Source organism: Paenarthrobacter sp. NPDC018779 (assembly GCF_044391085.1).
Classification (GTDB): domain Bacteria; phylum Actinomycetota; class Actinomycetes; order Actinomycetales; family Micrococcaceae; genus Arthrobacter.
On sequence record NZ_JBIRZS010000003.1, the window covers coordinates 285299 to 311587 of the forward strand.

General features: G+C 63.4%; 20 protein-coding genes. 10 read left to right on the top strand and 10 right to left on the bottom strand.

Features of this window, described 5'->3' with window-relative positions:
- The first annotated feature begins 108 nt into the window (after positions 1-108).
- The 3 genes from lpdA to ACH488_RS05800 all read left to right on the top strand — a co-directional run bounded on the left by lpdA (position 109) and on the right by ACH488_RS05800 (position 3854).
- Positions 109-1491, top strand: a complete 1383-nt coding sequence (lpdA, locus tag ACH488_RS05790; RefSeq protein ID WP_397322836.1) for a dihydrolipoyl dehydrogenase — start codon at positions 109-111, stop codon at positions 1489-1491.
- A gap of 114 nt (positions 1492-1605) precedes the next feature.
- The gene (gene sucB / locus ACH488_RS05795) at positions 1606-3372 is read left to right on the top strand and encodes a 2-oxoglutarate dehydrogenase, E2 component, dihydrolipoamide succinyltransferase (RefSeq protein WP_397322837.1); all 1767 of its coding nucleotides are present in this window, start codon (positions 1606-1608) and stop codon (positions 3370-3372) included.
- A gap of 128 nt (positions 3373-3500) precedes the next feature.
- Entirely contained in the window at positions 3501-3854 is a 354-nt protein-coding gene (locus tag ACH488_RS05800; RefSeq protein ID WP_397322838.1) for a hypothetical protein, read from the top strand.
- Positions 3855-3924: 70 nt separating this feature from the next.
- On the opposite strand, the gene ACH488_RS05805 is transcribed toward ACH488_RS05800, so the two are convergent.
- Positions 3925-4305 (bottom strand): VOC family protein, encoded by a 381-nt coding sequence (locus tag ACH488_RS05805; protein WP_397322840.1) that lies wholly within the window; start codon positions 4303-4305, stop codon positions 3925-3927.
- A gap of 133 nt (positions 4306-4438) precedes the next feature.
- Between ACH488_RS05805 and ACH488_RS05810 the strand changes: the two genes are divergently transcribed.
- Positions 4439-4867: an OsmC family protein gene (locus ACH488_RS05810; RefSeq protein WP_397322841.1), complete on the top strand. Its 429-nt coding sequence runs from the start codon at positions 4439-4441 to the stop codon at positions 4865-4867.
- 100 nt (positions 4868-4967) lie between these two features.
- Here ACH488_RS05810 and ACH488_RS05815 read toward each other — a convergent pair whose 3' ends face one another.
- Entirely contained in the window at positions 4968-8459 is a 3492-nt protein-coding gene (locus ACH488_RS05815) for a S41 family peptidase (protein ID WP_397322843.1), read from the bottom strand.
- 85 nt (positions 8460-8544) lie between these two features.
- Between ACH488_RS05815 and ACH488_RS05820 the strand changes: the two genes are divergently transcribed.
- Positions 8545-9444 carry a TIGR01777 family oxidoreductase gene (locus ACH488_RS05820; protein WP_397322844.1) on the top strand — a complete coding sequence of 300 codons (900 nt, stop codon included), beginning with the start codon at positions 8545-8547 and terminating at the stop codon, positions 9442-9444.
- A 17-nt stretch (positions 9445-9461) separates the two neighbouring features.
- Here ACH488_RS05820 and ACH488_RS05825 read toward each other — a convergent pair whose 3' ends face one another.
- Complete coding sequence (locus ACH488_RS05825; protein WP_397322846.1) at positions 9462-11201, bottom strand: serine/threonine-protein kinase; 1740 nt, start codon at positions 11199-11201, stop codon at positions 9462-9464.
- A 148-nt stretch (positions 11202-11349) separates the two neighbouring features.
- Here ACH488_RS05825 and lipB point away from each other — a divergent pair, with 148 nt between their 5' ends.
- Positions 11350-12018 carry a lipoyl(octanoyl) transferase LipB gene (lipB, locus tag ACH488_RS05830; RefSeq protein ID WP_397322847.1) on the top strand — a complete coding sequence of 223 codons (669 nt, stop codon included), beginning with the start codon at positions 11350-11352 and terminating at the stop codon, positions 12016-12018.
- The gene (gene lipA / locus ACH488_RS05835; RefSeq protein ID WP_397322849.1) at positions 12015-13022 is read left to right on the top strand and encodes a lipoyl synthase; all 1008 of its coding nucleotides are present in this window, start codon (positions 12015-12017) and stop codon (positions 13020-13022) included. Before lipB ends, lipA begins: the two co-directional genes overlap by 4 nt.
- 94 nt (positions 13023-13116) lie before the next feature.
- Here the strand turns inward: lipA and ACH488_RS05840 are convergent, their stop codons facing one another.
- Entirely contained in the window at positions 13117-15018 is a 1902-nt protein-coding gene (locus tag ACH488_RS05840) for a hypothetical protein (protein ID WP_397322851.1), read from the bottom strand.
- The gene (locus ACH488_RS05845; RefSeq protein ID WP_397322852.1) at positions 15015-17039 is read right to left on the bottom strand and encodes a CDP-glycerol glycerophosphotransferase family protein; all 2025 of its coding nucleotides are present in this window, start codon (positions 17037-17039) and stop codon (positions 15015-15017) included. Before ACH488_RS05845 ends, ACH488_RS05840 begins: the two co-directional genes overlap by 4 nt.
- Before the next feature lie 196 nt (positions 17040-17235).
- On the opposite strand from ACH488_RS05845, the gene ACH488_RS05850 reads away from it, so the two are divergent.
- Positions 17236-17997: a DUF4191 domain-containing protein gene (locus ACH488_RS05850; RefSeq protein ID WP_397322854.1), complete on the top strand. Its 762-nt coding sequence runs from the start codon at positions 17236-17238 to the stop codon at positions 17995-17997.
- Positions 17998-18071: 74 nt separating this feature from the next.
- Here ACH488_RS05850 and ACH488_RS05855 read toward each other — a convergent pair whose 3' ends face one another.
- Positions 18072-18509 carry an RDD family protein gene (locus ACH488_RS05855; RefSeq protein ID WP_397322855.1) on the bottom strand — a complete coding sequence of 146 codons (438 nt, stop codon included), beginning with the start codon at positions 18507-18509 and terminating at the stop codon, positions 18072-18074.
- Positions 18510-18820: 311 nt separating this feature from the next.
- Between ACH488_RS05855 and glnA the strand changes: the two genes are divergently transcribed.
- Positions 18821-20245, top strand: coding sequence for a type I glutamate--ammonia ligase (gene glnA / locus ACH488_RS05860; protein WP_397322857.1), 1425 nt, complete (start codon positions 18821-18823; stop codon positions 20243-20245).
- Positions 20246-20620: 375 nt separating this feature from the next.
- Here glnA and ACH488_RS05865 read toward each other — a convergent pair whose 3' ends face one another.
- From ACH488_RS05865 to ACH488_RS05875, 3 genes are read right to left on the bottom strand one after another with little or no spacing between them, the layout of a single operon-like run.
- Entirely contained in the window at positions 20621-20848 is a 228-nt protein-coding gene (locus ACH488_RS05865) for a hypothetical protein (protein ID WP_397322858.1), read from the bottom strand.
- Between the two features lie 53 nt (positions 20849-20901).
- Positions 20902-21117, bottom strand: a complete 216-nt coding sequence (locus tag ACH488_RS05870) for an AsnC family protein (RefSeq protein ID WP_397322859.1) — start codon at positions 21115-21117, stop codon at positions 20902-20904.
- A gap of 56 nt (positions 21118-21173) precedes the next feature.
- Positions 21174-21713 (bottom strand): GNAT family N-acetyltransferase, encoded by a 540-nt coding sequence (locus ACH488_RS05875; protein ID WP_397322860.1) that lies wholly within the window; start codon positions 21711-21713, stop codon positions 21174-21176.
- A gap of 90 nt (positions 21714-21803) precedes the next feature.
- Here ACH488_RS05875 and ACH488_RS05880 point away from each other — a divergent pair, with 90 nt between their 5' ends.
- A complete protein-coding gene (locus tag ACH488_RS05880; protein ID WP_397322862.1) occupies positions 21804-23288 on the top strand; it encodes an arylsulfatase in 1485 nt (494 codons plus the stop codon).
- On the opposite strand, the gene ACH488_RS05885 is transcribed toward ACH488_RS05880, so the two are convergent.
- Positions 23276-26287 carry a bifunctional [glutamine synthetase] adenylyltransferase/[glutamine synthetase]-adenylyl-L-tyrosine phosphorylase gene (locus tag ACH488_RS05885; protein ID WP_397322863.1) on the bottom strand — a complete coding sequence of 1004 codons (3012 nt, stop codon included), beginning with the start codon at positions 26285-26287 and terminating at the stop codon, positions 23276-23278. The two genes, ACH488_RS05880 and ACH488_RS05885, sit on opposite strands and share 13 nt — an antisense overlap.
- Positions 26288-26289: the final 2 nt, after the last annotated feature.

Sequence of the window (26289 nt, forward strand, 5' to 3'; positions counted from 1 at the left end):
GTCACAAATGCAAGAGAACTTACGTGCTGGCATAATCACGGCAGAACAAGTTCCAAAGACCCGATGACACGCAGTCCCGTGTCATCATTCACGCGAGGGAGCGTTTTAGTGGCCGATCAGGCAACTGCGCAAGAATTCGACATCCTGGTACTCGGTGGCGGCAGCGGCGGCTACGCCACGGCCCTGCGGGCCGTACAGCTTGGGTTCACCGTTGGCCTTGTGGAAAAGGCAAAGCTCGGCGGAACCTGCCTCCACAATGGCTGTATCCCCACCAAGGCACTCCTGCACTCGGCCGAACTGGCCGACCATGCACGCGATTCCGCCAAGTACGGCGTGAACGTGACCCTGGACGGCATCGACATGTCCGCCGTGAACGCCTACAAGGACGGCATCATCGCCGGTAAGTTCAAGGGACTCCAGGGACTCATCAAGTCCAAGGGCATCACCGTCATCGAAGGTGAAGGCAAGCTCCAAGGCAACAACACCGTCGTGGTGAACGGTACGGCCTACACCGGCAAGAACATTGTCCTGGCCACGGGCTCCTACTCGCGCTCACTTCCCGGACTGGAAATCGGCGGCAAGGTCATCACCTCGGACCAGGCCCTCACCATGGACTACATCCCCAAGAGCGCGATCGTGCTCGGCGGCGGCGTCATCGGCGTCGAGTTCGCTTCCGTCTGGAAGTCCTTCGGCGTGGACGTCACCATCATCGAAGGCCTACCTTCCCTGGTTCCCAACGAAGACGCCTCGATCGTCAAGAACCTTGAGCGTGCCTTCAAGAAGCGCGGCATCAAGTTCAGCACCGGCATCTTCTTCCAGGGCGTTGAGCAGGACGAGAACGGCGTCAAGGTCACGCTGGTAGACGGACAGACGTTCGAAGCAGACCTCCTTCTGGTCGCTGTTGGCCGTGGCCCCGTCACCGCCAACCTGGGCTACGAAGAAGCAGGCCTCACCATCGACCGTGGCTTCGTCATCACCAACGAGCGCCTCCACACCGGCGTCGGCAACATCTACGCCGTCGGCGACATCGTCCCCGGCGTGCAGCTTGCCCACCGCGGATACCAGCAGGGCATCTTCGTTGCCGAGGAAATCGCAGGCCTGAACCCCGCGATTGTCGAGGACATCAACATCCCCAAGGTCACCTACTGCGAGCCGGAAATCGCAACCGTGGGCTACACCGAGAAACTCGCCAAGGAAAAGTTCGGCGACGACCAGGTGCAGACCCAGGAGTACAACCTGGCCGGCAACGGCAAGAGCTCCATCCTCGGAACGGGCGGCATCGTCAAGCTTGTCCGCCAGAAGGATGGCCCGGTGGTTGGCATCCACATGATCGGCTCGCGCATTGGTGAGCAGATCGGCGAAGCCCAGCTGATCGTGAACTGGGAAGCCTACCCGGAAGACGTGGCCCAGTTGGTCCACGCCCACCCCACGCAGAACGAAGCCCTGGGCGAAGCCCACCTCGCCCTCGCGGGCAAGCCGCTCCACGGCTAAGTCTTTACCCAAGACAAACGGGCGGGGTGCACGCGGCAGAATCTGCAGCGTGCACCCTCCCGGACCAGCAGAATTCATCCGCACAAAAAGATCAATAAGGAGAACGGGGACGACATGTCTGAATCCGTTAACTTGCCCGCCCTCGGTGAGAGTGTCACCGAAGGAACGGTCACCCGCTGGCTCAAGCAGGTTGGTGACCGGGTAGAGATCGACGAGCCGTTGCTCGAGGTTTCCACCGACAAAGTAGACACCGAAATCCCTTCTCCGATCGCAGGCGTCATCGAAGAAATCCTCGTCGCCGAAGACGAGACCGCTGAGGTTGGCGCTCCCCTGGTTCGCATCGGCGATGGTTCGGGCTCCGCCGCTCCGGCCGCCGAAGAAGCACCCGCTCCGGCCGCCGAGGCTCCCGCCGAGCAGGCTGCACCGGCACAGGAAGCACCCGCTGCTGAGGCACCGGCCGCCGAGGCTCCCGCCGCTTCCGGCGGCGAAGGCCACGAGGTAACGCTGCCCGCACTTGGCGAGAGCGTTACCGAAGGTACCGTGACCCGTTGGCTCAAGGCTGTCGGCGACACCGTCGAGGTTGATGAGCCGCTGCTCGAAGTTTCCACGGACAAGGTTGACACCGAGATCCCCTCCCCGGTGGCCGGAACCCTGCAGGAAATCCGGGTCAGCGAAGACGAGACCGCCGAAGTTGGCTCCGTCCTTGCAGTAATTGGTTCCGGCGCAGCTGCTCCTGCTGCAGCCGCGGCACCGGCAGCACCCGCTGCGGGAGCGCCGGCACCTGCCGCTCCTGCAGCGCCCGCCGCGGAAGCGCCGGCACCCGCCGCCCAGGCCGCTCCAGCAGCGCCCGCTCCAGCAGCGCCCGCTCCTGCAGCCCCTGCTCCTGCTGCGCCCGCCGCAGCACCTGCTCCCGCTGCCCCGGCCGCGGCACCCGCAGAGACCACGGGTTCCTCCGAGTCCGGCTATGTCACTCCCCTGGTCCGCAAACTCGCCAACCAGCACGGTGTGGACATCTCCGCTGTATCGGGCACCGGTGTTGGCGGCCGCATCCGCAAGCAGGACGTCCTTGCCGCGGCCGAGGCCAAGAAGGCCGCCGCAGCTCCGGCTCCGGCAGCTGCTCCTGCCCCCAAGGCGGCCGCACCCGTCGTTGCTTCCTCGCTCCGTGGAACCACGGAAAAGGCGCCCCGTATCCGTCAGGTCATCGCCCGCCGCATGCGCGAATCCCTTGAGGTCTCCACGCAGCTCACGCAGGTGCACGAAGTGGACATGACCAAGATCGCCAAGCTCCGCCTCAAGGCCAAGAACAATTTCCAGGCCCAGAACGGCGTCAAGCTGACCTTCCTGCCGTTCATCGCCAAGGCTGTTGCCGAGGCACTCAAGCAGCACCCCAAGCTGAACGCTGCCTACGACGAGTCCAAGCAGGAAATCACCTACCACAACGCCGAACACCTGGCGATTGCCGTGGATACCGACAAGGGCCTGCTGGTCCCGGTCATCTCCGACGCCGGCAACCTCAACCTTGCCGGCCTTGCGGGCAAGATTGCCGATGTGGCTGGCCGCACCCGTGACGGCAAGATCGGCCCGGACGAGCTCTCCGGCGGTACATTCAGCATCACCAACATTGGATCCGTCGGCGCCCTGTTCGACACCCCGATCATCAACCAGCCGCAGGTGGGCATCCTGGGCACCGGCGCGATCGTCAAGCGCGCCGTGGTTGTTGCAGACGAAAACGGCGACGATTCCATCGCGATCCGCTCCATGATGTACCTGTCGCTGACGTACGACCACCGTTTGGTGGACGGCGCGGACGCCGGACGCTTCCTGCAGACGCTCAAGGCCCGCCTTGAAGAGGGCGCCTTCGAAGCTGACCTGGGTCTCTAGGTCCTCAGGCGGCTCCTGCTGACAAAGGCGGGGAAGGATTCCGGAAATTGCCGGAATCCTTCCCCGCCTTTCGTTTTGAGTGCGCGCCTTTGCTACGACACGTAGAAACAACTGGATAAGCTGTGTCCATGAGTATTCTCTTCAGCATCCTGGTGTTCTTGCACATCGTCGGCGCAGCCATGATTGTGGGCTACTGGATCGCCACCATCAAGGAACCCACGGTGCACCCGCGCCAGCGTGACGGCGCCTTCCTGCAGCTGCTCACGGGCATCGCCATGATGGGTGTTCTTCCCCTGATGCCCGACGCAGACCCCAACTACTTCAAGCTCGGCATCAAGTTCGCCATCGGTGTGGCCGTGGCCGTCCTTGCCGTGATCGGATCGCGCAAGGTCAAGAAGGGCGAAGCCGTTTCCACGGGCCTTGCACACGGCGTAGGCGGTTTGGCGTTGGTCAACATAGCCATCGCCACGCTCTGGAACTGAATCCACTCCCATACTCCAGTGAAAAACCGCCCTGCGTCTGACGCAGGGCGGTTTTTCGTGGTTCGGAGGATCAGTCCTGCGCGATGCAGAACTCGTTGCCTTCGGGGTCCAGCATGACGTCCCAATGGAAATCACCAATGTCATGCCCCTCCACAAAGACTGCCCCGAGCCTCTCCGCCTTCGCACGCAAGGCCGCAGCGTCGTCGTCATGCAGGTCCAGGTGCAAGCGCCGCCTCCCTTCCGTGGGGTGGTCCACTTGCTGGAAAGCCAACTGTGGCACGCCGGGACCAGCGGGTTCCAGCCAGATGAAACCCCCATGCTGGGCGGACACTGGCAGGCCCAGCAGTTCCGACCAGAATCCGGCGAGGCCGTCGGCGTCGTTGCTGTTGATGGTGAGCGAAGCGATACGCGGTCCCCGGCGTGCGCCTCCGGGGTGTTCCTGGTTGTCCATGCCGCCCAGTCTAGGTGTCACAATCCACTAACAGCGGAATGGCCGTGCGCGGCCGTCAGCGAGTCCCTAGGATTGACACGGTGGCAGCCGGCCGGCGCCGGCCGCCGATACACAACTACCCCAAGGAGTGGAAATGGCAGCAGTACGCACCGCACACACGGTTTGGAACGGCAACCTGATCGAGGGTTCCGGCAACACGACGCTGGACAGCTCGGGCCTCGGCACGTTCGATGTCACGTGGAAGGCCCGTACCGAGCAGTCCGGCGGCAAGACCAGCCCCGAGGAACTGATCGCTGCCGCCCACTCCGCATGCTTCTCCATGGCCTTCAGCCACGCCCTGGCAGGGGCCGGCTTCACACCGGAGGAAGTCAACACCAAGGCTGACGTGACGTTCGTTCCCGGCACCGGAATCACCGGCAGCCACCTGACACTCAGCGCAAAGATCCCGGGAATCTCGGAGGAGGACTTCCGCCGGATCTCCGAAGAAGCCAAGACCGGTTGCCCCGTGTCGGGCGCCCTCGCCAGCATCGACATCACCCTGGACGCAACACTCCAGGCGTAGTCACTGCGCATTGCAGGAAAGGCCCCGCACCACCACTGGTTCCAGTTCTGGTGCGGGGCCTTTCTGTGCCCTACTGCGACAGCTGCCTGCAGACGGGCATTCAGTCAGCCTGTGGCCGTGAAGGCAAGGGGCCTGGACGAACGCTGCGGTAGCCTTCCCGGAGCGGAGGGCGGTCCGTTGGCAGCTCCTGGATCATTTCCTTGAGCGCCCCGATGCCGTACTCCAGCTGGGGGTCCGTGCCGGCGGCGTAGGCGTGCGGCGGGAACAGCACTTCGATGTCCGGATCCACGCCACGGTTTTCGACGTCCCAGCCAATGCCGCCGCCGAACCACGTGGCATAGCGGGGTTGCGTCACCCCGGTGCCGTCTGCCAAGGCGAAACGGTTGTCGATACCCACCACGCCACCCCAGGTCCTGGTCCCGATCACCGGGCCGATGCCCCTGAGCTTGGAGACCTGCGTGATGATATCCCCATCCGATCCGGCGAACTCATCGGCCAGGATCACCACCGGACCACGCGGGGCGTGGTGCGGGTACGTCCTGGGCTTCTCGCCGCGGGGCATGCTCCACCCGGTGACTTTTCGGCCAATGAGCTCCGCCACCAGTTGGGACGTGTGGCCACCGCGGTTGCGCCGGACATCCACGATCAACCCGTCCAAGGCCGTTTCCGTGTCCAGGTCCCGGTGGAGTTGAGCCCAGCCGTTGGCCATCATGTCCGGAATATGGAGATATCCGAACGTCCCTCCGGATGCTTCACGGACAGTGCGGCGGTTCCCACGGACCCAGTCCTGGTAGCGCAGCCGTTCCTCGTCACGGATGGGCACCACGGCAACCCTGCGCTGGGCTCCAGCGGCTTCTCCGTGCCCGTGGCCGTTGAGCAGGGTCAATTCCACGGTTCGGCCCGCCGCTCCCACCAACTGCATGGCTGGAGTCAGTGCAGCGGAAAGTTCGACGCCGTCAATCGCCAACAGGACGTCGCCCACCTTCGCGTCCACTCCGGGACGCGTCAACGGGGACGTTGCGAGCGGATCGGAAGATTCGCCAGCGAGGATGGCGGAGATTTCCCAGCCTTGGTCACCCAGCTGGAACTCCGCTCCCAAGCGGCCCTGGCCGTTCCTTCCAGGTTCGTTGACCGGGGCAGGCCGCACGTAGGCGTGCGACGTACCCAGTTCGCCATGGATTTCCCACAACAGGTCCACCAGGTCGTCATGTGATCCCAGGCGGTCCACGATGGGCCGGTAGCGGTTGTAGACCGACTGCCAGTCCTGCCCTGCCATGTCGGCGGCCCAGAAGAAATCACGCTGCAACCTCCAGGCTTCCTCGAAGGCCTGTCCCCATGCCGCGACGGGGTCAAGGACCACCCGGATCCGGTTCAGTTCCACCTTGACCAGTTCGCCGGATTCCTCATCGACCTTGGCATCGGAAGGCACCGAGGTGACCTGCTGCTCCAAGACGTAGACAACGCGTTTGAGGTCCGCGGACAAGCGGTAGCGGTCAACGGCCTTGACCAGGGTGCTCTGCGAGCGCTTGGCCAGGTCGTAGCGGACCAGGGACGGGGCAACCTTTTTGTCCTGCAGCGTTCCTTTGCCTTCGCCGGTCACACCGGACAGCTCAGTATCGAGCCAGAGGAGCGCGCCGTCTGCCGCCGTGAGCTCGGAGTAGTTTCCCTGCGGAACGGGCACCGCGATGACGCGCTGGGCCAGGTTCTCCGCATCCACGCGCGTGACAGGAGTGCCGCCGTCGTCGGACTCTTCGACAGCAGCGGGGTCATCACCCAAGGTGTCAACCGAGGGTCCGAAAGGCGACGGAGTGTCGGCAGCGAGGGCTACCAAGTAGGGTTTGATGGGGCTTGGGAAGGACAGGTCGAAGGAGTGGCCGTCGTAGACGGGGTCGAAGCTCCTGTTGGAAAGGAACGCAAGGAACTTCCCGTCCGGGGTGAACCGCGGTGAATCGTCGCAGAAACGGCCGTCTGTGGCGTCGATGACGTGGGCCTCATCCTTGTCGGGCCTGGCCAACCGCAGCTTGCTGCGGGAACCGAAGGACGTGACGGGCTCAGACCAGGCGAGCCACTGCGAATCCGCGGACCAGGTGAACTGCTCCACGCTGCCTTCCCCAAGGCTCACCAGGGATTTCAGCGCGCCGGAAACGGTGTCTGCAACAAAGACGTCGCCAAAAGAGGTTCCAATGGCCAGCCAGCGGCCATCGGGGCTGGCTTCCAAAGCACTGGCACGCGTAGGCGCAGGGAAGTCCACACGGACGGCTTCCGACTCAGGAGTCCCGTGCGCCGGTACTGGCTCTTCAACCCCTGAGGCTGTGTCAGGAGAAGGCTCGCCCGGTTGGGCCCCAACGGGAGCCTGTGCAACGGCGGCTGCCGGCTGATGCGCGTTGCCCACGATGTTCGAGGCGGAAACCGGCTTGGGCAGGGGCTCCGATTCGGTGGTTGCCTCGGCAGGCGCCTCCGCTGCCTGGGGAGTCAGCGCCGTCACGGCGGGCACCATGCGGGCGGCAATTCGCTTGATGTACACGGCCTCCACGCCACCGTGGTCAGCAACGTAGGTGATCCTCCCGTCGGTCAAGGGCCTCGGCAACCGGGCCCGTACCCCTGGAGCAGCTTCCACTACGCGGGACGGGCCGTCCTTGTGGCGGATCCAGTGGACGGTACCGTGCGACTCCACGGCGCTGGCAGTTCCCGCTTCGTTCGGGAAGACGTCGCCGAGGTGCGCGGCAACCTTCAAGGGTGCCGGACGACGTGCAGGCGAGGCGGAGCCCAGTGTGATGTCAAGCTTGCGGGCAACGGCGCCCGGATCGAGGGACGGCAGGAGCCACAGTTCGCCGGCGGACTCAAAGATGACCCGCTCTCCGTCCGTGCTCGCGTGCCGCACATAGAAGTCCTCATGGTCAGTGTGCCTCCGAAGACCCGAACCATCCGGCAGCACCGAGTAGAGGTTTCCGTAACCCTCGTGGTCCGAGAGGAAGGCAATGCGTCCCTGGATCCACATCGGATCCGTGAGGTTGCCCTCAACGGACGGGAGCAACCGTTCGTACTCACCGTTTCCGTCTGCGTCGATCCACAACTTTCCGGCCGTGCCGCCCCTGTACCTCTTCCACCACGCCGGTTCACGGGACAGCACGCTGGCCAGCACCACCGGCTTTTCGTCGCCGATTTCAGGGCCGAACGCCACTGCTTCCACCGGCCCGAACGGCAATGCGACGGCGGCTCCACCATCCAGCGGCAGGCTGTAGGCATGTGTGTGCCGGCTTTCGGACTGCTGGAAAGCGCTGGTGACCACGATGTGTCCTGCCGGAGTGAAACCACGGACCTTGGTTGTGCTGTGTCCGAAGTAGCTCAGTTGCCTGTAGCCACCACCGTCGATCTCCGCTGTCACCACTTCGGGTGAGGTACCCACGACGGCAGTCCAAACGAGCCGCTTGCCGTCCGGCGTGAAGCGGGGGTTCCTGGCCGGCAACTGCTGGGACGAAACCCGCCAGGCACGGCCGCCCGTCACAGGGGCGATCCAGATGTCGTCTTCAGCCACGAAAGTAACAAGGTCACCGTGGACATGCGGGAAACGGAGGTAGCTGGAGGAGGTCATTGTTCGATCATAGCCAGATGGTTGGGCTGGCCTTTGCCCTTTGGATGGTGTTTCCGGGCCGCGGCGCCGCATGGTGAGATGGGTCATGCGAATCGTGATGTCCGGAGCCTCCGGAATGATTGGAACTGCCCTTGGCACGCTGCTCATGGCAAACGGCCACGACGTGGTCAAGCTGGTGCGTCGTCCGGCCCGCACCCCCGAAGAGCATTCGTGGGATCCGTCGGCCGGAATCCTCGATGAGTCCGTGGTGGATGGAGTGGATGCGGTAGTCAACCTCTCCGGTGCAGGCATCGGGGACCGGCCCTGGACCAAAGGCCGGATCAAGGCGCTCCATGACTCCCGGATACTGCCGACACGGACCCTTGCAGCGGCCATGGGTCGGGTGGGCCGTCCTCCCAAGGCCTTCATCAGCCAATCGGCTTCCGGCTACTACGGTGCTTCCAGGGACCAAGTACTCACGGAAGACTCGGCTCCCGGCACCGGCGTCCTGGCACCTTTGTGCGTGCAATGGGAGGCAGAAGCCCGGCAGGCACCAGATTCCGTCAGGGTGGTGACACCCCGCACGGGAGTCATTCTCAGTCCTTCCGGCGGAGCTTTGGGACCGTTGCTCCCCCTGCTCAAGGCAGGACTGGGTGGGCCGTTCGGAAACGGACGCCAGTACTGGCCTTGGATCACTCTGGCAGATGAAGCTGCTGCCCTTGCTTTCCTCATCACTGCCGAACTCGAGGGACCGGTCAATGTGTGCGCACCGGGGTTGGCGGACGTGAACACCATCGTTTCCCGCCTCGCAAGGGCCTTCCACCGCCCGGCGCTGCTCCGGGTGCCCAGACCGGCACTCCGACTGGTTTTGGGCGGCCTGGCCGATGAACTGATCCTGGCGAACCAGGCCATGGATCCGGGCAGGCTGGCCGGAGCGGGATTTCAGTGGAACCACCCCAGCCTGGGTGAGGCCATGCCCTGGCTGGTGGCCGAAGCCAAGCGCTGAGTTCATGATCCAGGGGCCTATCGGGGCCCGGTCCCCAGTATCTCCGAAATCCGCCATTGGCCGTCCACTTTGGAAAGGACCAGGCGCAGTTGCTGCGGCTGCCCTGGCGGCTGCCAGCGGATGACTTTCCCCTGTGCATCCTGTTCCTCGTAACCGGACAAAACCGCTGCCAGCGAGACAACGGCATGGTCTGCCTGCAAAGTATCCACGGCCGCGCCGGTCAGCACTGTCCTCAGGCCGACGAAACGGATCCCCTGTGGTTCCAGCTGCTTCGCAAGGACCAGATCAGCTTGTTCGGCAGGTGACCCTGGTGCATTCACCAGCCCAAGCAAGTCCCGGCGCCCCTCGGCCAAGGCCTGGTCCCGGACCGCGGAAAGGGCTGGAACGGCCACTGCCGGATCGCTGGAGCCAAGTGCCTGGGCCACGGCTGGGAGGATATCTGTCCGGCTCCCGCGGCCATCATCCGACTGTGGCACCGCGGACCCGGTGGGCTCCCCCGGCTGTGACGGGTATCCATTGCCGGTCCAGGCGATCCACGCCAGCAGGCCCACCAGGCAACCACCCAAGACCAGCGCGGTTGTCCTCGTTCCGCGCCGTTTTCCGGACCGACGGTGGTTGGGTCGGGACGGTTCCACCTTCGACGGCGACCGGTGGGCCCGGCGCGCGCCCGGTCCCCTCGCCGTCCGGTACGGCGTTGCGGGACGGTCGGACGGCAGCGGCATCAGTCTGCCGAACGTCAACCGGGCCTTCGTGCTGCTTGTGGGAGTGCCTTCCGCCCATGACGTGGGCGGAACCTTGAAGAACCGCCGAAAGGTGCGTCGTTTGGTCGGGTGCGCATCGGCTGGACGCCTCGTCAAGAGCTCCGGTATGACGGATTCGTGCACCGAACCGACCAGGTCCACCGGTTCCGGCGCAGCACTGCGGTAAATGGCCGAACCGAACTCTCTTGCGCTCGGCCGGGCATGTGGGTCCGGGTCCAGCCCGGCTTCCAAGGCGCCCACCAGTCCTTTGGGTACGTCGGGAACCAGAAGGGAAAGCGGCGGACGGCTCCTGGCAGGCTCGGGGGCAACGCCCACGAGGCAATACCACCCCAACGCCGCCAGCGCGAAGACATCACCGGCAAAGTCGAGGCCCGCATCCTCTTCGGGGTTGATCCCGCCACCGCTTGCGGAGGGCACCGAATCGCCGTCGATGAAACCGGGTGTGCCCACGTCTTTGGCTTCCTGCAGCTCGCCCAGCAGCCCGGCCATCCCAAGGTCAGCAACCAAGGGCTTCCCATGGGCCGTGAACAAGACATTTCCCGGGGAGATGTCGCCGTGTACGATCCCCTGGCCATGCAGGAACGCCAAAGCCTGAGCCAAGGGCGTCAACACAGTGACCGCTTCGCCAACAGTCAAACAATGACGCCCCCGGACAAGGTTCGCGAGCGAACCCCCCGCGGCATACTCCATCACCAGACCCCAGCAGTTTTGGCCCTCCATCCCGGCAGGCACCACGTCGTGAAAGGCAAGCAGGTGCTCGTGCCAGGCGAATGCGAGTATGTTTGCCTCGCGAAGGATGGGGTGGGCGGCGCCGTGTGGATGCATCAAATCATCAGTAGCCTCCGAATTCTTCACCACCTTGATGGCAAACCGGGCGCCGTCTGCATCCCTGGTGGCCAGCCAGACCGATGCCGATCCGCCCTGCCCAAGGATCCGTTCGGGTGTGTAGCCTGAAATGACGGGAGGCAACGGGGAGCCGGAGTCCAGAGTGTCCATGTCAAAGGTCTACCCGAAGTCGGCTTTCGCTGCAGAAGTTATCCACAGGCCCTCCCTCTGCAGTGATATCGGAGCAGCGTCCCGGATGCGACTGAGAGGTTCACCACAAAAGCATGGGCAACGTCCTGCGGGGTCTAAGCTTGAACGCATGACTCTTGAGTTTTCACAACTGGGTCTTGCCCCGGATTTCGTTGATTACATGCAGGGCTGGGACCTTCAACGCGAGATCCACAACAAGGTTGTTGCCGGCGAGAAGAACAGTACCGTCCTGCTTCTCGAGCATGCAGCCGTCTATACGGCAGGCAAGCTCACGGAAGACCACGAACGCCCCTTCGACGGAACCCCCGTGGTACCCGTTGACCGCGGAGGCAAACTGACGTGGCACGGCCCCGGACAACTGATTGCCTACCCAATCCTCAAGCTCAAGAACCGTTCGGGAATCCGGGATTACGTGGAGCGGCTCGAGGCCACCATGATCGCCGTGATGCTGGACTACGGCATCAAAGCCGTCACCGTCAAAGGCCGTGCCGGCGTATGGGTGCTGGCGGATGAGAAGGGCCCGGACCGCAAGATTGCCGCAATCGGTATCCGCGTCCTCGATGGCGTCACCATGCACGGTGTGGCCATCAACTGCAGCAACGACCTGGCGCCCTACGCGCAGATCATCGCCTGCGGCATCACCGACGCCAGCGTTACCACCATGTCGCTGGAGACTGGCCGGACCATCAACCCGGCAGACATCGTTGACCGCTTTGTGGAAGAGTTCCGCAAGCACGAAGAAGCACTCGTTTCCACCCCAGAAGGAGCACTCCAGTGACCCTGGCACCTGAAGGCCGCAAGATGCTGCGAATCGAGCAGCGTAATTCTGCTGTCCCTGTTGAGCGTAAGCCTGAGTGGATCAAGGCGAAGGTTCAGATGGGGCCGGAGTTCGTGGGGTTGAAGAACCTGGTGAAGAAGGAAGGCCTGCACACGGTGTGTGAGGAGGCCGGGTGCCCGAACATTTTCGAGTGCTGGGAAGACAAGGAAGCGACGTTCCTGATCGGCGGGTCCGAGTGCACCCGGCGCTGTGATTTCTGCCAGATCGATACCGGCAAGCCTTCCCCGCTGGACCGGTTCGAACCGACCAAGGTGGCCCGGTCCGTGCAGACCATGCAGCTGCGGTACGCGACCGTGACCGGGGTGGCCCGTGACGATCTCGAAGACGAGGGCGTGTGGTTGTACGCCGAAACGGTCCGTAAGATCCACGAACTGAACCCCGGCACCGGGGTGGAGTTGCTGATCCCGGACTTCTCCGGCAAACCCGAACACATTCAGGCGATCTGCGAGTCGAAGCCCGAGGTGTTCGCGCACAACGTCGAGACCGTGCCCCGGATCTTCAAGCGGATCCGGCCCGCGTTCCGGTACGAACGGTCCCTGGATGTCATCACCCAGGGCCGGGACCTGGGCATGGTGACCAAGTCCAACCTGATCCTGGGCATGGGCGAAACCCGGGACGAGATCTCCGAAGCGCTCCGGGACCTGCACGCTGCCGGGTGTGACCTGATCACGATCACCCAGTACCTGCGCCCATCCGAGCGGCACCTGCCCGTGGACCGGTGGGTCAAGCCCCAGGAATTCGTGGACCTCCAGCACGAGGCCGAAGAGATCGGCTTCCTCGGGGTCATGTCCGGTCCCCTGGTCCGCTCCTCCTACCGTGCCGGCCGGCTCTGGGCCACCGCGATGCGCAAAAAGGGCTGGGACATCCCCGAAGCCCTCGCCCACATCGAATCCTCCGGCACCACCCGCCAGGAAGCCTCCACCATCCTCGCCGCACACGGCTAACGACCACGGGCTGATCCCTTAAGCCACGAAGCAGGCTGCGCTGGCACCACTGAGTGCCAGCGCAGCCTGCTTTTCGTGTGTAGGCTGTTTCGCGTCAACGGAGCGGTGCCGGAGCCTCCTCGGAGGACCAAGCCACCACCTCGACCTGGTCCCATTCCACGGCGCCCAGCGCGGACAGCCACTCGTCGGCCCCTGGGCCGTGCACCACCACTACCAGGCGGGGCACGTTGGCAGCCACGACCAGCCGCAGGGCCATGAGGTGAGCCAACTCCCAGCCATCCACCGGTTGGACCACTGCCACATAGGCGGGGCGCTGGGTTGGATCTTGAGGGAAATCGTTCACGACATCTGAGGCGGCGTCCTGCACGAAGTGCACCTCCATCGACTGGCCAGCGGCGCTTGCGCGGGAACAGCGGTACCGGAACCGTGCATGGCAGTCCCCATCAAGAATCACATAGTCCGCTGGTGCGTTGGCCTCCACATCAAGCGGGATCGCCTGAAATGCCTCGCCCCGGCGTCTGGAGCGGAACCGCCGGGCGGTGTTTCCCGGTTCGTCGGATTGCTCCGGCAGGGTTGCCGTCCACGACGTGCCGTTCGACGCAATCGCATGGAGCGAGTCGAGGTGCTCCACGGGGTCGTAGCGATGGAACATCGCCTGCTCTCCGGAGGTGTACTTGACGAATTTGTAGGAATGGTCGGTCATCAGCTGCATGAATCGCGTCCTGCCGGCCCACCCGCCCACGAACCAGTTAGCCTGGGATATCCCTGAAGCCCGGTCGTCCACCCGTACTTGGAGTTGCCTGGTCTCAGTAGTGTCGAACCACCGCAGCTCTTCGCAGACGAACTTCTCCTGGGTCGGGGCCGCCAGGAATTCCCGGATAATGCCAAGCATGGCCGGCAAGGCTGTGCCGGCCACCGAGGAGTGCTTGCCGTCGATCCGGTACTTGGTGAGATTGGGGACGTCTTGCACCAACTCAATCAGCGAATGGTTGCTGAGCTCGTCCGAGTTCGTATAGAAGTAGTCGATGGTCCGGCCCTCCGCAAAGTACTGGCGAAGGTAGTCCTCCGGCTGCTCAGCCTCGCGGAAGGCGCGGTTCCTGTACAGGTTGTCCTTGAAGAACGGCTTGCTGAAGTAATACGGCAGGTTCATCTGTGGAACGGCCAGCACCAAGCGGGCCGCCGGAAAGTTCCTGGCGTACTGGATCGCGATGGAGGCGCCTTTTGAGGCACCAAAGAACAGCATGCGGGCGGGGTCTATGTTGAATTGGCTGCGCAGTTTTTCTATGGCGGCATTGATCCGACCACCGAGCGGCCTGCCTGCGTTGTCCACCATCATGTAGGACCCGGCCGCCAAATAGCGGTCTTGGAAGCAAACCATCAGGGTGTCTTCCAGATCGGCGTCCGTGATCCCCTTGAGGTAGCTCACGGCATAGGAGATTCGCGTCGTGGAAGGGCCGAAGCCCGGGAACGTGAGCAGCATCTTCTTCGGATCAGTGGTGTTTCCCCGGACGGAATAGTAGGCATCGCCATGTTGCTCTACTCCGTATTGCTCGTCGTACTTGATTTGCTGCGGCGTAGTGAAGGGGCCTTTGCCGATGCCCAATTCGAAAGGGCCTCCCGAGGCGAGTCTGAACCGGGAGGGATCGTCGGTTCCGACCATGATGTTCCGGTACTCAAGGGGGAAACCGCGGGCCGGCGGCTCAATCAGGTTGCCGTAAACCACCTCACCATCCTGCAGCAGCTGGAACGGTTCGCCTTGGTGATCCTCCCAGTCCGGGAGGGTGAGCTTGGCGAAATAGATCCCCTGCGGCAAGTGCTCGGCGGCCACTTTGCGTACCCGGGCTTCCAGTCCCCTCGCTTTGATGAGCCTGCGGACGGCCGACTCGGGGGCCGATTCCATCAGGGACCTCGCCACTTCCCGGCCCGTCGACGAATAGGCAACGGCTCTTCCCAGATCCGTGGCTTTGCGCTTTAACTCCCCGAACTTCGACGTCACAGTGCCAGCATCCTTTCGACGATCTTCCGGTTGATCCGGTCCGCGTCAACTCCCTTGAAGAAACGGTCACGACGCCCGCGGTACAAGGGGTCCTCGGAGGCAAACCGTTCATTGACCAGGTAGTCAATGAGATCCACGTGCTGATGAAAGACCGGCCCCAGTCCTTCTTCTTCATAGTCCAGGCGGCCCTCATAAGGCTGCTCGCGGAAGAATTCGGCGTGGTCCCAGTGGTAGTACGCGATGGGGATGTGTACGAAAGAGGCATCAAGGACTGCCGAGCTGTAGTCCGTAAACACCATCTCAGCGGAGCTGATGGCTTCCGGGTAGCTGAGTTCAGACAACACCACCCTCTCGGAGAACCGGAAGTGTGCCGTCCGCTTCTCCACGTTCGGGTGGAGTTTCACTTCGAGCCTGCGGTCAGTGGCTTCGAGGAAGGTCAGCAGCGCAGGATCGGTGAGCAATTGGTCAATGGCCTGGAAGTAGCGTGATTGGAGGAACTGCTCCGTGGACACCTGGTTCAGGTTGAACCGCCACGTAGGCATGAACAGGAGGTGGGCCGAATCCCGGGGTTCCCGGGCCAGCGACTCAAGCCTGGGCAGGCCGGAGTTGAGCGTCTCAACGGGCGCCAATCCAGCCATGTAGTCAGCTTCCAGCTGTCCGGTGGCAATGAAAATGTCAAAATACTTGGACAACACCCAGTCGGACATGTCGTTGAGTTGGATGCCATGTTGCAGGTACACAAACCGGGAGTTGGCAAACGACTTTCCGCGATACCTGATGTTGTAGATCTGGGAAGACACCACAAGATCGGAGACCAGGAACTTCTCATAGAACTCCGTGCTGAAAATGGGGATGAGCTTGAAGCCCTTCTTCTCAAGCCGCTCCCAATCCGGGGATTTCGGGTTGATGGCGAAGTAGGACTCCGTGAATTCGGGGTGGTTGATCCGGAAGTAGTCGTAGAGATGTTCAGCGTTGTCGTCCGCCTGCAGCGGCCTGTCGAAGAAGAGAATGCTGGAGCGGGGGCTGATGGGACGTTGGTAGAAGTTGTAACTGCCCGGACGGGCATGACCCGGCCGCAAGGTGCGCGGCAGGTAGGTCTTGGCGATGGATAGGACGTCATCTCCGAACAGCAGCTCATACAGGAGCCGCGCAGGATCTTCCACCGGCTGGTCCTGCTGGAACACCAGGTAGCTGTCCTTGTCACTGAGCTGCTTGAAGAGGTGCGTGTTGGCGCAGGGATCGGCCAGCCAACGGATCCATGCAGCTTCGAACGGCTGCAAAGGCTCCACCATGCCGAGCATCTCCGTCATGTTGTGCGCAGTCACGAGTTCCCGCAGATGTTCAAGGCTCACAGCCGTGGCCTTCTGGGCCCGCATTCCACGCAGGAAAAGCGCCATGAACCGCAGGAGGTACAAGCGGAGCTGTTTGGATGATGTGGGAATAACCGGCACCAGGCGCTTGGCTTCCGGGGACAGTTGAAGTCCGATTGCGGCTTTGGTTTCCGTGGCCACCGAATAACCGGCGGGCAGGGGTTTCACCTTTTCGATCGACCAATACAGCCGGTAGCTCATGTATAGGCCGGCCCGGTCCACGTCCCCGACCGCCTCCAGCGCGTCCGCGAGCCGCCTGGTGTTGAACACCGAGCCAAAGATGTCTGTGTCCCGCGCATAGTGGTAGGCGTCGTCGATCGCCGTTCCCGCAATGTTCCCGGCGATCCGCCCCGTGTACATGACAGGTTCCGCCAGGTACACCGTACGGGTCCTCAGGTAACCGATGATGGTGGCCGCATAGTTTGCCGACACCTGGTGCGATGTCCTCATGAACACCACGTACTTGCTGGTGATGTCGGCGCACAGCCGGCCGATGGACCGCGTGGTCAATGGTTCGGTGGCCTGCAGGATGGAAAACTCCGCGTCGAAACGCAGCCTTGCTGCCACGAGTCTTCGATACATCGGAGACTCGCGGTCCAGTGTTCCAGGTTCCTCGAGAACGATGGTCAGCAACGATGGCAGCTCGGACATCTTTTCCTTAGACGGGTTGAAAATCAGCGTGGTTTGATGGGTGACCCGTTCCTTCCTCAATTCACGGGCAATTGCCTCCCACGTATGCTGTGCCGGACCCATATGAATCGTGACGGAAAAGAAAAAAACCGTTGCCGGGATCACCTGCGATCAGGGGTCAGGCCCTAAGGCGTACATCACGTAGAATTAAGGCACTATGGCGAACTCCCCTGATTCCAACAAATCGACACCTTCGGCCGACGCACCCAAGCGTGGGCTCTTCCAGCGCAAGCCCAAGGAAGCCAAAGCCAAGAAGCCCAGCCAGTTGAAGCAGATCGCCGAGGTCTTCAAAATGACCCGGCGCAACGATCCGCAGGTTGTGCTGATCATGCTCCTGGCGTTCCTTGCCGTGGTGGCTGTCGCCTTCGTCGTTGGCTTCCTTCTGGAAAACTGGATTACCGGCCTGATCATCGGTATCCCCTTGGGCCTGCTCGCCGCCGTCTTCATCCTTTCGCGTCGTGCTGAAAGGGCCGCCTTTGCACAGATCGAAAACCAGCCTGGAGCTTCCGGCGCCGCTTTGGGCACGCTCCGCCGCGGCTGGGTCACCCAGGACCAGCCAGTGGCCGTGAACCCCCGCACCCAGGATGCGGTTTTCATGGCCATAGGGCGCCCGGGAGTCGTCCTGGTCACCGAAGGTCCCAGCCACCGGGTCAAGACCTTGGCGGACGCCGAGCGCAAGCGCCTGGGCAGGATCCTGCCCAACGTCACCATCCATGTCCTGGAGTCCGGCCGTGGCGAAGGCCAGGTTCCGCTGAACCAGCTCGCCAAGACCATGGGCAAGATGAAGAATGAACTGACCAAGGTCGAGGTTAATGCTGTCTCCAAGCGCATCAACTCCCTGGGCAATCGCCTCCCGATCCCGAAGGGTATCGATCCCTACAAAGCCCGCCCGGACCGCAAGGCGGCCCGCGGACGCTGACCGCAAAACGACAATGCGCCCCGATCCTCGATAGAGGCCCGGGGCGCATTGTTGTCAGGACGCAAGGTGGGAAGCTACATGCGGATGAGGATGGTGTTCATGGCCTTGTCGTGGAGGCCCCGCTGGTCCGGATCGAAGATCACCGCCGGGATCACCAGGCACACAAGCAACGTCCTCACCACAGCCACCAACGGCCCCGGCTGGCCACCGGCGAGGCGCACCACGTGGATGCCCGCGATTCTGTGTCCGATGCTGTAGCCAAGGGTTCCAATGAGGAGGATCTGCTCCACGGCGAAGACTGCCAGGGTTGCCCATTGGTTGCCGCCGAAGGCAAAGTTGCTGATGACCAAGGCGATGGTCCAGTCGATCACGATGCCCAGGATGCGGCGCCCTGCACGCGCCATGGAGCCAGGGCCCGATTCAGGCAGCCCCAGCCGCTCGCCGGGGTACTTGGAAATGCCGGAGGTGTCCGGACCGCTCAACCAGGAGCCAATGTCTTTACGATCAACCACCTATCAAGCTTAACTGCTGGTGGTGCGCCCCTCCGACCCGGACAGATCAAGTTCCCACCGAGCCTGCCCCGGTGTTCGTCCACCGGACGCGCATGGACCGGACACCCGCAAGCCGACTACCGTTTACACAACAGATGATTCTGTAACCTGCCGGAAACAATGCTGACACTCCCGGGAAATCCCGTCTCCCTAAGGTGATAGGAGTTGCCAGCCACCGCGGCAAGGGGAAATTTTTGTGTCTCCAGGTCTTCGGCTTGGGCTGGACCACACGGCCTTCCGGGCCTGTTACTTGATATGCATAAGGAGCATAGATGTTCAAGACTGCGGACGAAGTCCTCAAGTTCATCAAAGAAGAAGACGTCAAATTCGTCGATATCCGCTTCACTGACCTCCCGGGCGTCCAGCAGCACTTCAACGTGCCGGCCAAGAGCGTTGACCTCGACTTCTTCGTGAACGGTCAGCTCTTCGACGGTTCTTCCATCCGCGGCTTCCAGGGCATCGCCGAGTCCGACATGCAGCTCATCCCGGATGTTACCTCGGCCTTCGTCGACACCTTCCGCATCGAGAAGACCCTGGCCCTGAACTTCTCCATCGTCAACCCGCGCACGGGTGACCCCTACCACCGCGACCCCCGCGGCGTAGCCGAGAAGGCAGAGGCTTACTTGGCTTCGACCGGCATCGCAGACACCGCCTTCTTCGCTCCCGAGGCCGAGTTCTTCGTCTTCGACAACATCCAGTACGAATCCTCCCCGCAGGGCAGCTTCTACAAGATCGATTCCGAAGAAGCACACTGGAACACCGGCCGCAAGGAAGAGGGCGGCAACCTCGGTTACAAGACCCCGGTCAAGGGCGGCTACTTCCCCGTCTCCCCCACCGACAAGCAGGCTGACCTCCGCGACGCCATGTGTGTTGAACTGGACAAGGCCGGCCTTGAGGTTGAGCGCTCCCACCACGAAGTTGGTTCCGCCGGCCAGGCCGAGATCAACTACAAGTTCACCACGCTGACCGCGGCTGCCGATGACCTGCAGAAGTTCAAGTACGTCATCAAGAACACTGCTGACGCTTGGGGCAAGTCCGTGACCTTCATGCCGAAGCCCGTCTTCGGCGACAACGGTTCGGGCATGCACTGCCACCAGTCCCTGTGGAGCAACGGCGAGCCGCTGTTCTACGACGAGAAGGGCTACGCCGGTCTCTCCGACACCGCCCGCTGGTACATCGGCGGCCTGCTGAAGCACTCCTCCGCAGTCCTGGCGTTCACCAACCCGACGGTCAACTCCTACCGCCGCCTGGTCAAGGGCTTCGAAGCTCCGGTCAACATGGTGTACTCGCAGGGCAACCGCTCCGCCGGTATCCGCATCCCGATCACGGGTTCCAACCCGAAGGCCAAGCGCATCGAATTCCGCGCTCCGGACCCCTCGTCCAACCCGTACCTGGCGTTCGCTGCCCAGCTGATGGCCGGCATCGACGGCATCCGCAACCGCATTGAGCCCCCGGCACCGATCGACAAGGACCTCTACGAGCTCCCCGCAGAGGAAGCCAAGGACATCCCCAAGGCTCCGGGAACGCTGGAAGAAGCCCTTGAGGCCCTGCGTGAGGACAACGAGTTCCTGCAGGCCGGCGGTGTCTTCACCCAGGACCTGATCGACACGTGGATCGAGTACAAGTACGAGAACGAGATCCGTCCGCTGTCCCTGCGCCCGAACCCGTACGAGTTCGAGCTCTACTACGGCGTCTAGCCAACTCCCGGGCAGAGCATGCTTTGACCCGCCGGAGGCCGGCAGGCCTCCAACTGCTGAGGGCCGCCAACAGGAAACACTCCTGTTGGCGGCCCTTCGCCGTTAGCGCATACGGCCGGGCCGATTGCTCAGTGTCCCGGTTGCTTAGTGTTTGGTGTGGGGTGACTTTCCAGGCTCGTCGGGGGCCGCGCACTCGTCGCAGAAGACCCTCTCGGTTTCCTCACCGCAGCATTGGCAGCGGTGGATCAGTGCTGCTGTTTCAACTACATAGGCTGTCATAGCCTCAATAGTGCCCAGCGGGCCCACGGGGAACACGAGTAGCGTGTACTCGTCTTTTCGCTGCCGCCCCGGAACGACTACTTGCTTTCCTGCAGGCTACTTGTTTTCCAGGAGGCCCATGTTGTGGGGAACCGCCACGCCCATCCCGGAAAGACCGGCGTCGCCCGGCAGCGCATCCTCGTCCAGGAAGGTGGCAAAACAGCGCCTGCAGGCGTACTGCCCGGGGGCCGCGTGGCGGGAGGCCCAATGCGGGCCCGCCTGCGCACAGCGGAAGCAGGAAGCATCCGAAAAGGACGCGCCCTCCGCGTCCAGCCTCACCGTCACGGGATGAATCCTAGGCCAAACACGCCTCCGCGAACAGAGGTTTGGTGCCGGTCCTACTGCTTGCCGTATTTCTTATGCACCGCTTGCTTGGACACTCCCAGGCACAAGGCAATGGCTTCCCAGGACAGACCGGCTTGCCGGGCCGCCCGGACCAGGGATGATTCCGTCCTTCCGACTTCCTTCTGCAATTCGGCCACGGCGTACAGTGCCTCGGCGGGCCCCATTCCGTCCATCTGCCCAACAAGGGTTTTCATGCGCTCCACCTCCATCCGTCAACCATAGTTGACGTCCGAAATGTCGTCAACCGTTGTTGACAAGGCGGCCTTCAGGCGAAAGCCCTGAACATCGTCCGCTGGGGCCCCGAACTCCCGCCAAGGTAGCGTCCCTTGTCCACGAAGCCGGCCTTGGCGTAGGCAGCCCTGCCGGCCGGGTTACGTTCGTTGACCGAAAGAACGACGCCGTCCTGGCCGCCATCCAGCCAGGCTGTCAGTTTTCGCGCTTCCTCCACGGCCGCCGCGGCAGCCGACCGGCCAATCCCCCGCCCCTGGCTTGCCGTATCGATCGCGAATCCCCTCAGCAACCACGCGGAATCGTCGTCCTCCCAGCCCGCGAGGCGCGCAGCACCACATTGGAGGGTCAAGACGCCCACAACCGCACCATTGGCCTCAATGGAAAACGGGAACCGCGACGGGTCCTCGAGGCCGGCGAGCATCATTCGGAGCGGGTCGCCCACGAATTCCCACTGACCGGGTAGCAGGCTGAGCTCCGCAACGTCGCCCAAGTGGATCGCCCTGGCGTCGGCATCGATCGCCTTAAGCGGAATCAGCCACGCAACACCCGTGCCACTTTGCTCTTTGTAGCTCATAACTCCAGTCTTTGCGTCATAATCGCGCACTTCTTCGAATTCCCGGCTAGGGTGGGTCCAGCCGCTCCCCTAGAGATAGGAACGCCATAAATGGGCCAGCCGAACGTCATCCTGATCTGCGTGGACGAATGGCGGGGAGACTGCTTGTCCGCCGACGGGCACCCACACCTTGAGACACCACACCTTGATGAACTAGCCAGGAACGGTGTGCGGTTCTCCAAAGGATACTCGGCCACTCCGTCCTGCGTCCCGGCACGCGCCGCGCTCTTCACGGGGCAATCGCAGGAGCGGCACGGACGCGTGGGGTACGACGACGGAGTCCCCTTCCACGCAGCGCATCCGGTCACGGTCCAGGGCGAGTTCCGGAAGGCCGGCTACCACACCCAGGCCATCGGCAAGATGCATGTTTGGCCCGAGCGCTCGAGAGTGGGATTTGACGACGTCGTCCTGCACGACGGCTACCTGCACCACGCCAGGAAGGAGCATCGGCAGCACTTTTCCCTGTTTGACGACTACGTGCCCTGGTTGCGGAGGCAACCCGGAATGCCCGCGGACGCCGACTACTTCGACCACGGCGTCAATTGCAACTCCATCGTGGCCCGGCCATGGGACAAGGCCGAACACCTGCACCCCAGCCATTGGATCGGAACGCAGGCCATCGAATGGATGCAACGGCGGGATCCGGTGAAGCCCTTCTTCCTGTACCTGTCGTTCCACCGGCCCCACCCGCCCTACGACCCGCCGTCGTGGGCTTTCGAGCAGTACCTCAACATCCCGCCCTACGAAACCGTGGAAGGCGATTGGGAACACCATTGGGACGAGTTCCGGGCAGATGGAAACTACCAGGCAAGCTACGGACACATCCCGGACCGCGTGGTCCATCGGGCCCGGGCGGGTTACTTCGGGCTCATGGCCCAGATCGACCTCCAGGTCAACCGGATCAAGGAATCGTTGGCCGACTTCGGGCTGCTGGAAGACACGATCATAGCCTTCACCAGCGACCACGGCGAGATGATGGGCGACCACCACATGTTCAGGAAGGCCGTGCCCTACGAGGGCTCCGCCCGGGTCCCGTTCATCATTGCGGATGCCCCCAGTGCCGGAACGTCCACGCGCGGCGCCGTGGTGGACCATGTGGTGGAACTCCGCGACCTCATGCCCACTCTTCTGGAACTGGCCGGGCTGCCCATTCCTGACAGCGTGGACGGCAAGTCCTTGGCAGCGCTTGTCCGGGGTGATGGCACCGGACCGGTCCGCGACTGGCTCCATGGCGAACATGTCTACTGGGGCCAGAACCTGCACTGGCTCACCGACGGCCACTACAAATACATTTGGGGCTCGGGCAAAGGCGCCGAAGAGTTGTTCAATCTCGACGACGATCCCCAGGAACGCTGGAACCTCGCCGGGGACCCTGCCCACCAAGGCGACGTGGAACTCTGGCGGCACCGCCTGGTGGACACTTTGCGCCACCGCGAAGAAGGCTTCGTGGTTGGCGACAGGCTGGTCCCGGGCGCGCCCGTGGTCTCCATCCTGCGGCACACCCGCGAGGCAATAGCTCCGGCTCAGGTTCCGTAGAACTTCTTTTCAAACACGCCCCGGGCACGTCGGCTCAAGCGCAGGTAGTCTTCCTCGAACTTGCCCGCGGTTCCTGGTGCGTATCCACACCACCGGGCCACCGCCTCCAGGTCGCGGCGCGACGACGGCAAAAGGTCCGAGGCCCGGCCCGTCACAATGACGTTTGCCGACCGGATGCGGCTGGCAAGCTTCCACGCCTGACGCAACAAACCGGCGTCGCCCTTTCCTATGAGGGCAAGCCCTTCAGCTGCGGCAAGTGCCTCCAACGTTGAGGTGCTCCGCAATTCCGGGTGCTTTCCAGCATGTTGGAGCTGGATCAACTGCACCAACCACTCGACGTCGCTCAGGCCACCACGGCCAAGCTTCACGTGGCGGGCAGGATCGGCCCCTCGAGGGAGCCGCTCGGACTCCACCCTTGCCTTGATGCGCCGGATCTCACGTACATCCTGTCCGGACAATTCGTCAGGGTACCTGATGGGATCGATGAGCCGGACGAAGTCCCGGGCGAGCTCGTCCGATCCGGCCATGGGCCGGGCGCGCAGAAGTGCTTGCGCTTCCCAGATCAATGACCACCGGCGGTAATACTCGGCATAAGAGTCCAAGGACCTGACCATGGCCCCGTTCTTGCCCTCCGGCCGAAGATCGGCATCCACCTGCAGGACCCTCTCGGCCATGATGGCCGGCTTGAGCGGCTGGGTCAGGAGGCTTGAGATCCTGGCAACGATCGCCGTCGCCTGCTCCTGTGCTTCGGCGTCCGTGAAACCGGGACGGGCCCGGTGCACATACATGACGTCGGCATCGGACCCATAGCCGATCTCACGCCCGCCCTGCCGGCCCATGGCCACCACCAGGACATCGGTCTTCAGTGGTCCGGCGTCGGCCACGGCTGCTTCCGCCACGTGCAGGGCACCCAGGACGGCTGCGCGGTCCGCTTCGGCCAGGGCCAGCCCCACAGCGTCCTGGTCCAACAATCCTGCACTGTCTGCGATGGCCGTGCGCAGGATTTCCCGCCGGCGGATCAACCGGATGAGTCGCATGGCGCCCTCAGGGTCCGGATGGCGCGAGAGCTTGGACTGGATTTCCTGCCACTGGGCGTCGAACGGGATGGGGGCCAGTTCCTTGTCACTGCCCAGCCAGGCCACTGACTCGGGCGAGACCTCCAACAGATCCGCGATCAGGCGGGAATTCGCCAATACCTGGCACAGGCGTTCGGCTGCAGCCTGGGAATCCCGAAGGAGTCCCAGGTACCAGTGGGTGGTCCCCAGCGCCTCACTCACCCGCCGGAAGGCCAGCAACCCGGCGTCGGGATCCACGCCCTCGGCCAGCCAGCCCAGAAGGATGGGAAGAAGCTGGCGCTGCAGGGCCGCCCGACGACTGACACCGGCTGTCAGGGCCTCGATGTGGCGCATGGCGCCCTGCGGGTCGAGGTAGCCAAGTGCGGCAAGCCGGCCCTGTGCGGCTTCGGGGCTGAGCTTGGCATCTTCACTGCTGAGTTTCGCCGCCGTATTCAGCAGGGGGCGATAGAAAATGCGCTCGTGCAGGTCCCGGACCGCCCGCTTGGTCTTCTGCCACGCAGCTATCAGCTGGTCCGGATGCGGCCGCTCCAGGGAGAACGGCCCCAGGACGGCTTTGGCCAGGAAACGCTGGGCGTCCTCAGCCACGGGCATGAGGTGGGTACGGCGGAGCTGGAACAACTGGATCCGGTGTTCAAGGACGCGGAGATACCGGTACGCGTTGTCGAAGGCTGCAGCGTCCACCCGCCCAATGTAGCCACCTGCGGACAGGGCGGCGATCGCCGACGTGGTGTCGCGGCAACGCAGGGACTCGTCGGACTTTCCGTGCACGAGTTGCAGGAGTTGAACTGTGAATTCGACGTCCCGCAGCCCACCCCGCCCCAGCTTGATCTGGCGTTGTTCCTCGGCAGCAGGAATGTGGTCGGTGACGCGCCGCCGCATGGCCTGGACGGATTCCACAAATCCTTCGCGGCCGGCAGAGGCCCAGACAAGGGGCTGCACGGCTTCCTCATAGCGTTGGCCCAGGTCCCGGTCTCCCGCGATGGTCCTTGCCTTCAGGAGTGCCTGGAATTCCCAGCTTTCGGCCCATCTGGCGTAATAGCTCAGGTGCGAGGCGAGCGTCCGTACCAGCGGCCCTGACTTACCCTCCGGACGCAGGTTCGCGTCCACCTCCCACAGCCCGGGTTCCGGCGCAAACGAGGAGATCGCCCTGGAAATACCGGAGGCCAAGGCAGTGCCGATCGTTGCTGCGCGGGCGTCGTCAAGGTCCGCCGCCTCGATCACGTAGATGACATCGACGTCGGAAATGTAGTTCAGTTCGCGGGCGCCGCATTTGCCCATGCCGATGACGGCCAGCCCGACGCCGGCAACCTCCTCCGCCTCGAACTGTCCTGTCGCTTCGGCCCGGGAGACGGCCAGGGCCGCCTCGATGGCCGCACCGGCCAGGTCCGCCAGTTCGGCCCCGACAGCCGGCATGAAATCCTGCGGCGAGGCCGCGCACAGGTCCTTGATGGCCAGTTCGGTCAATCCCCGCCGGTACGCCGTGCGCAGGGCGGTATACGCGGGAACGCCGGTCAGGCCGGCAACGGGACGCAGCGAGCCGGGCTCAGCTTTAACGGACCGCAGGAGGAGGGACCGAAGTTCGTCACTGGACGCGGAAAGTGGTTCCGGGCTCACCTTGTTGTTGAACACATCCAGGTGCTCGGGCCTGCGCAAGAGGAACTCCCCCAACGCCTCCGACGCGCCCAGCAGCCGGTACAGTGGCTCGCTTGAGTCCGGGTCCGCTGCAGCCAGCGTTTTCAGTCCGGGGTTCTTCTCGATGAGCCTCACCAGCGACTGCAAGGCGGTATCCGGGCTGGCGGCCAAGGACAGGCCGCTGAACAGGGCCTCTTGTTCCAGGCCCTCCAACTCCGGGGCAGCGAGGAACCGCTCGCCCTTCTCGAGGTCGCTGAATCCAGCCGAGATGAGCCGGCGTGCAAGGCTCACAG

Bases quoted from the DNA above. Each gene is read 5' to 3' on its own strand.
- lipB (WP_397322847.1), top strand. From the start codon at position 11,350: ATGACTCTTGAGTTTTCACAACTGGGTCTTGCCCCGGATTTCGTTGAT.
- ACH488_RS05825 (WP_397322846.1), bottom strand. From the start codon at position 11,201: ATGGACACTCTGGACTCCGGCTCCCCGTTGCCTCCCGTCATTTCAGGC.
- ACH488_RS05800 (WP_397322838.1), top strand. From the start codon at position 3,501: ATGAGTATTCTCTTCAGCATCCTGGTGTTCTTGCACATCGTCGGCGCA.
- glnA (WP_397322857.1), top strand. From the start codon at position 18,821: ATGTTCAAGACTGCGGACGAAGTCCTCAAGTTCATCAAAGAAGAAGAC.
- ACH488_RS05845 (WP_397322852.1), bottom strand. From the start codon at position 17,039: ATGTCCGAGCTGCCATCGTTGCTGACCATCGTTCTCGAGGAACCTGGA.
- ACH488_RS05880 (WP_397322862.1), top strand. From the start codon at position 21,804: ATGGGCCAGCCGAACGTCATCCTGATCTGCGTGGACGAATGGCGGGGA.
- ACH488_RS05815 (WP_397322843.1), bottom strand. From the start codon at position 8,459: ATGACCTCCTCCAGCTACCTCCGTTTCCCGCATGTCCACGGTGACCTT.
- ACH488_RS05805 (WP_397322840.1), bottom strand. From the start codon at position 4,305: ATGGACAACCAGGAACACCCCGGAGGCGCACGCCGGGGACCGCGTATC.
- ACH488_RS05875 (WP_397322860.1), bottom strand. From the start codon at position 21,713: ATGAGCTACAAAGAGCAAAGTGGCACGGGTGTTGCGTGGCTGATTCCG.
- ACH488_RS05870 (WP_397322859.1), bottom strand. From the start codon at position 21,117: ATGGAGGTGGAGCGCATGAAAACCCTTGTTGGGCAGATGGACGGAATG.
- ACH488_RS05850 (WP_397322854.1), top strand. From the start codon at position 17,236: ATGGCGAACTCCCCTGATTCCAACAAATCGACACCTTCGGCCGACGCA.
- sucB (WP_397322837.1), top strand. From the start codon at position 1,606: ATGTCTGAATCCGTTAACTTGCCCGCCCTCGGTGAGAGTGTCACCGAA.
- ACH488_RS05820 (WP_397322844.1), top strand. From the start codon at position 8,545: ATGCGAATCGTGATGTCCGGAGCCTCCGGAATGATTGGAACTGCCCTT.
- ACH488_RS05810 (WP_397322841.1), top strand. From the start codon at position 4,439: ATGGCAGCAGTACGCACCGCACACACGGTTTGGAACGGCAACCTGATC.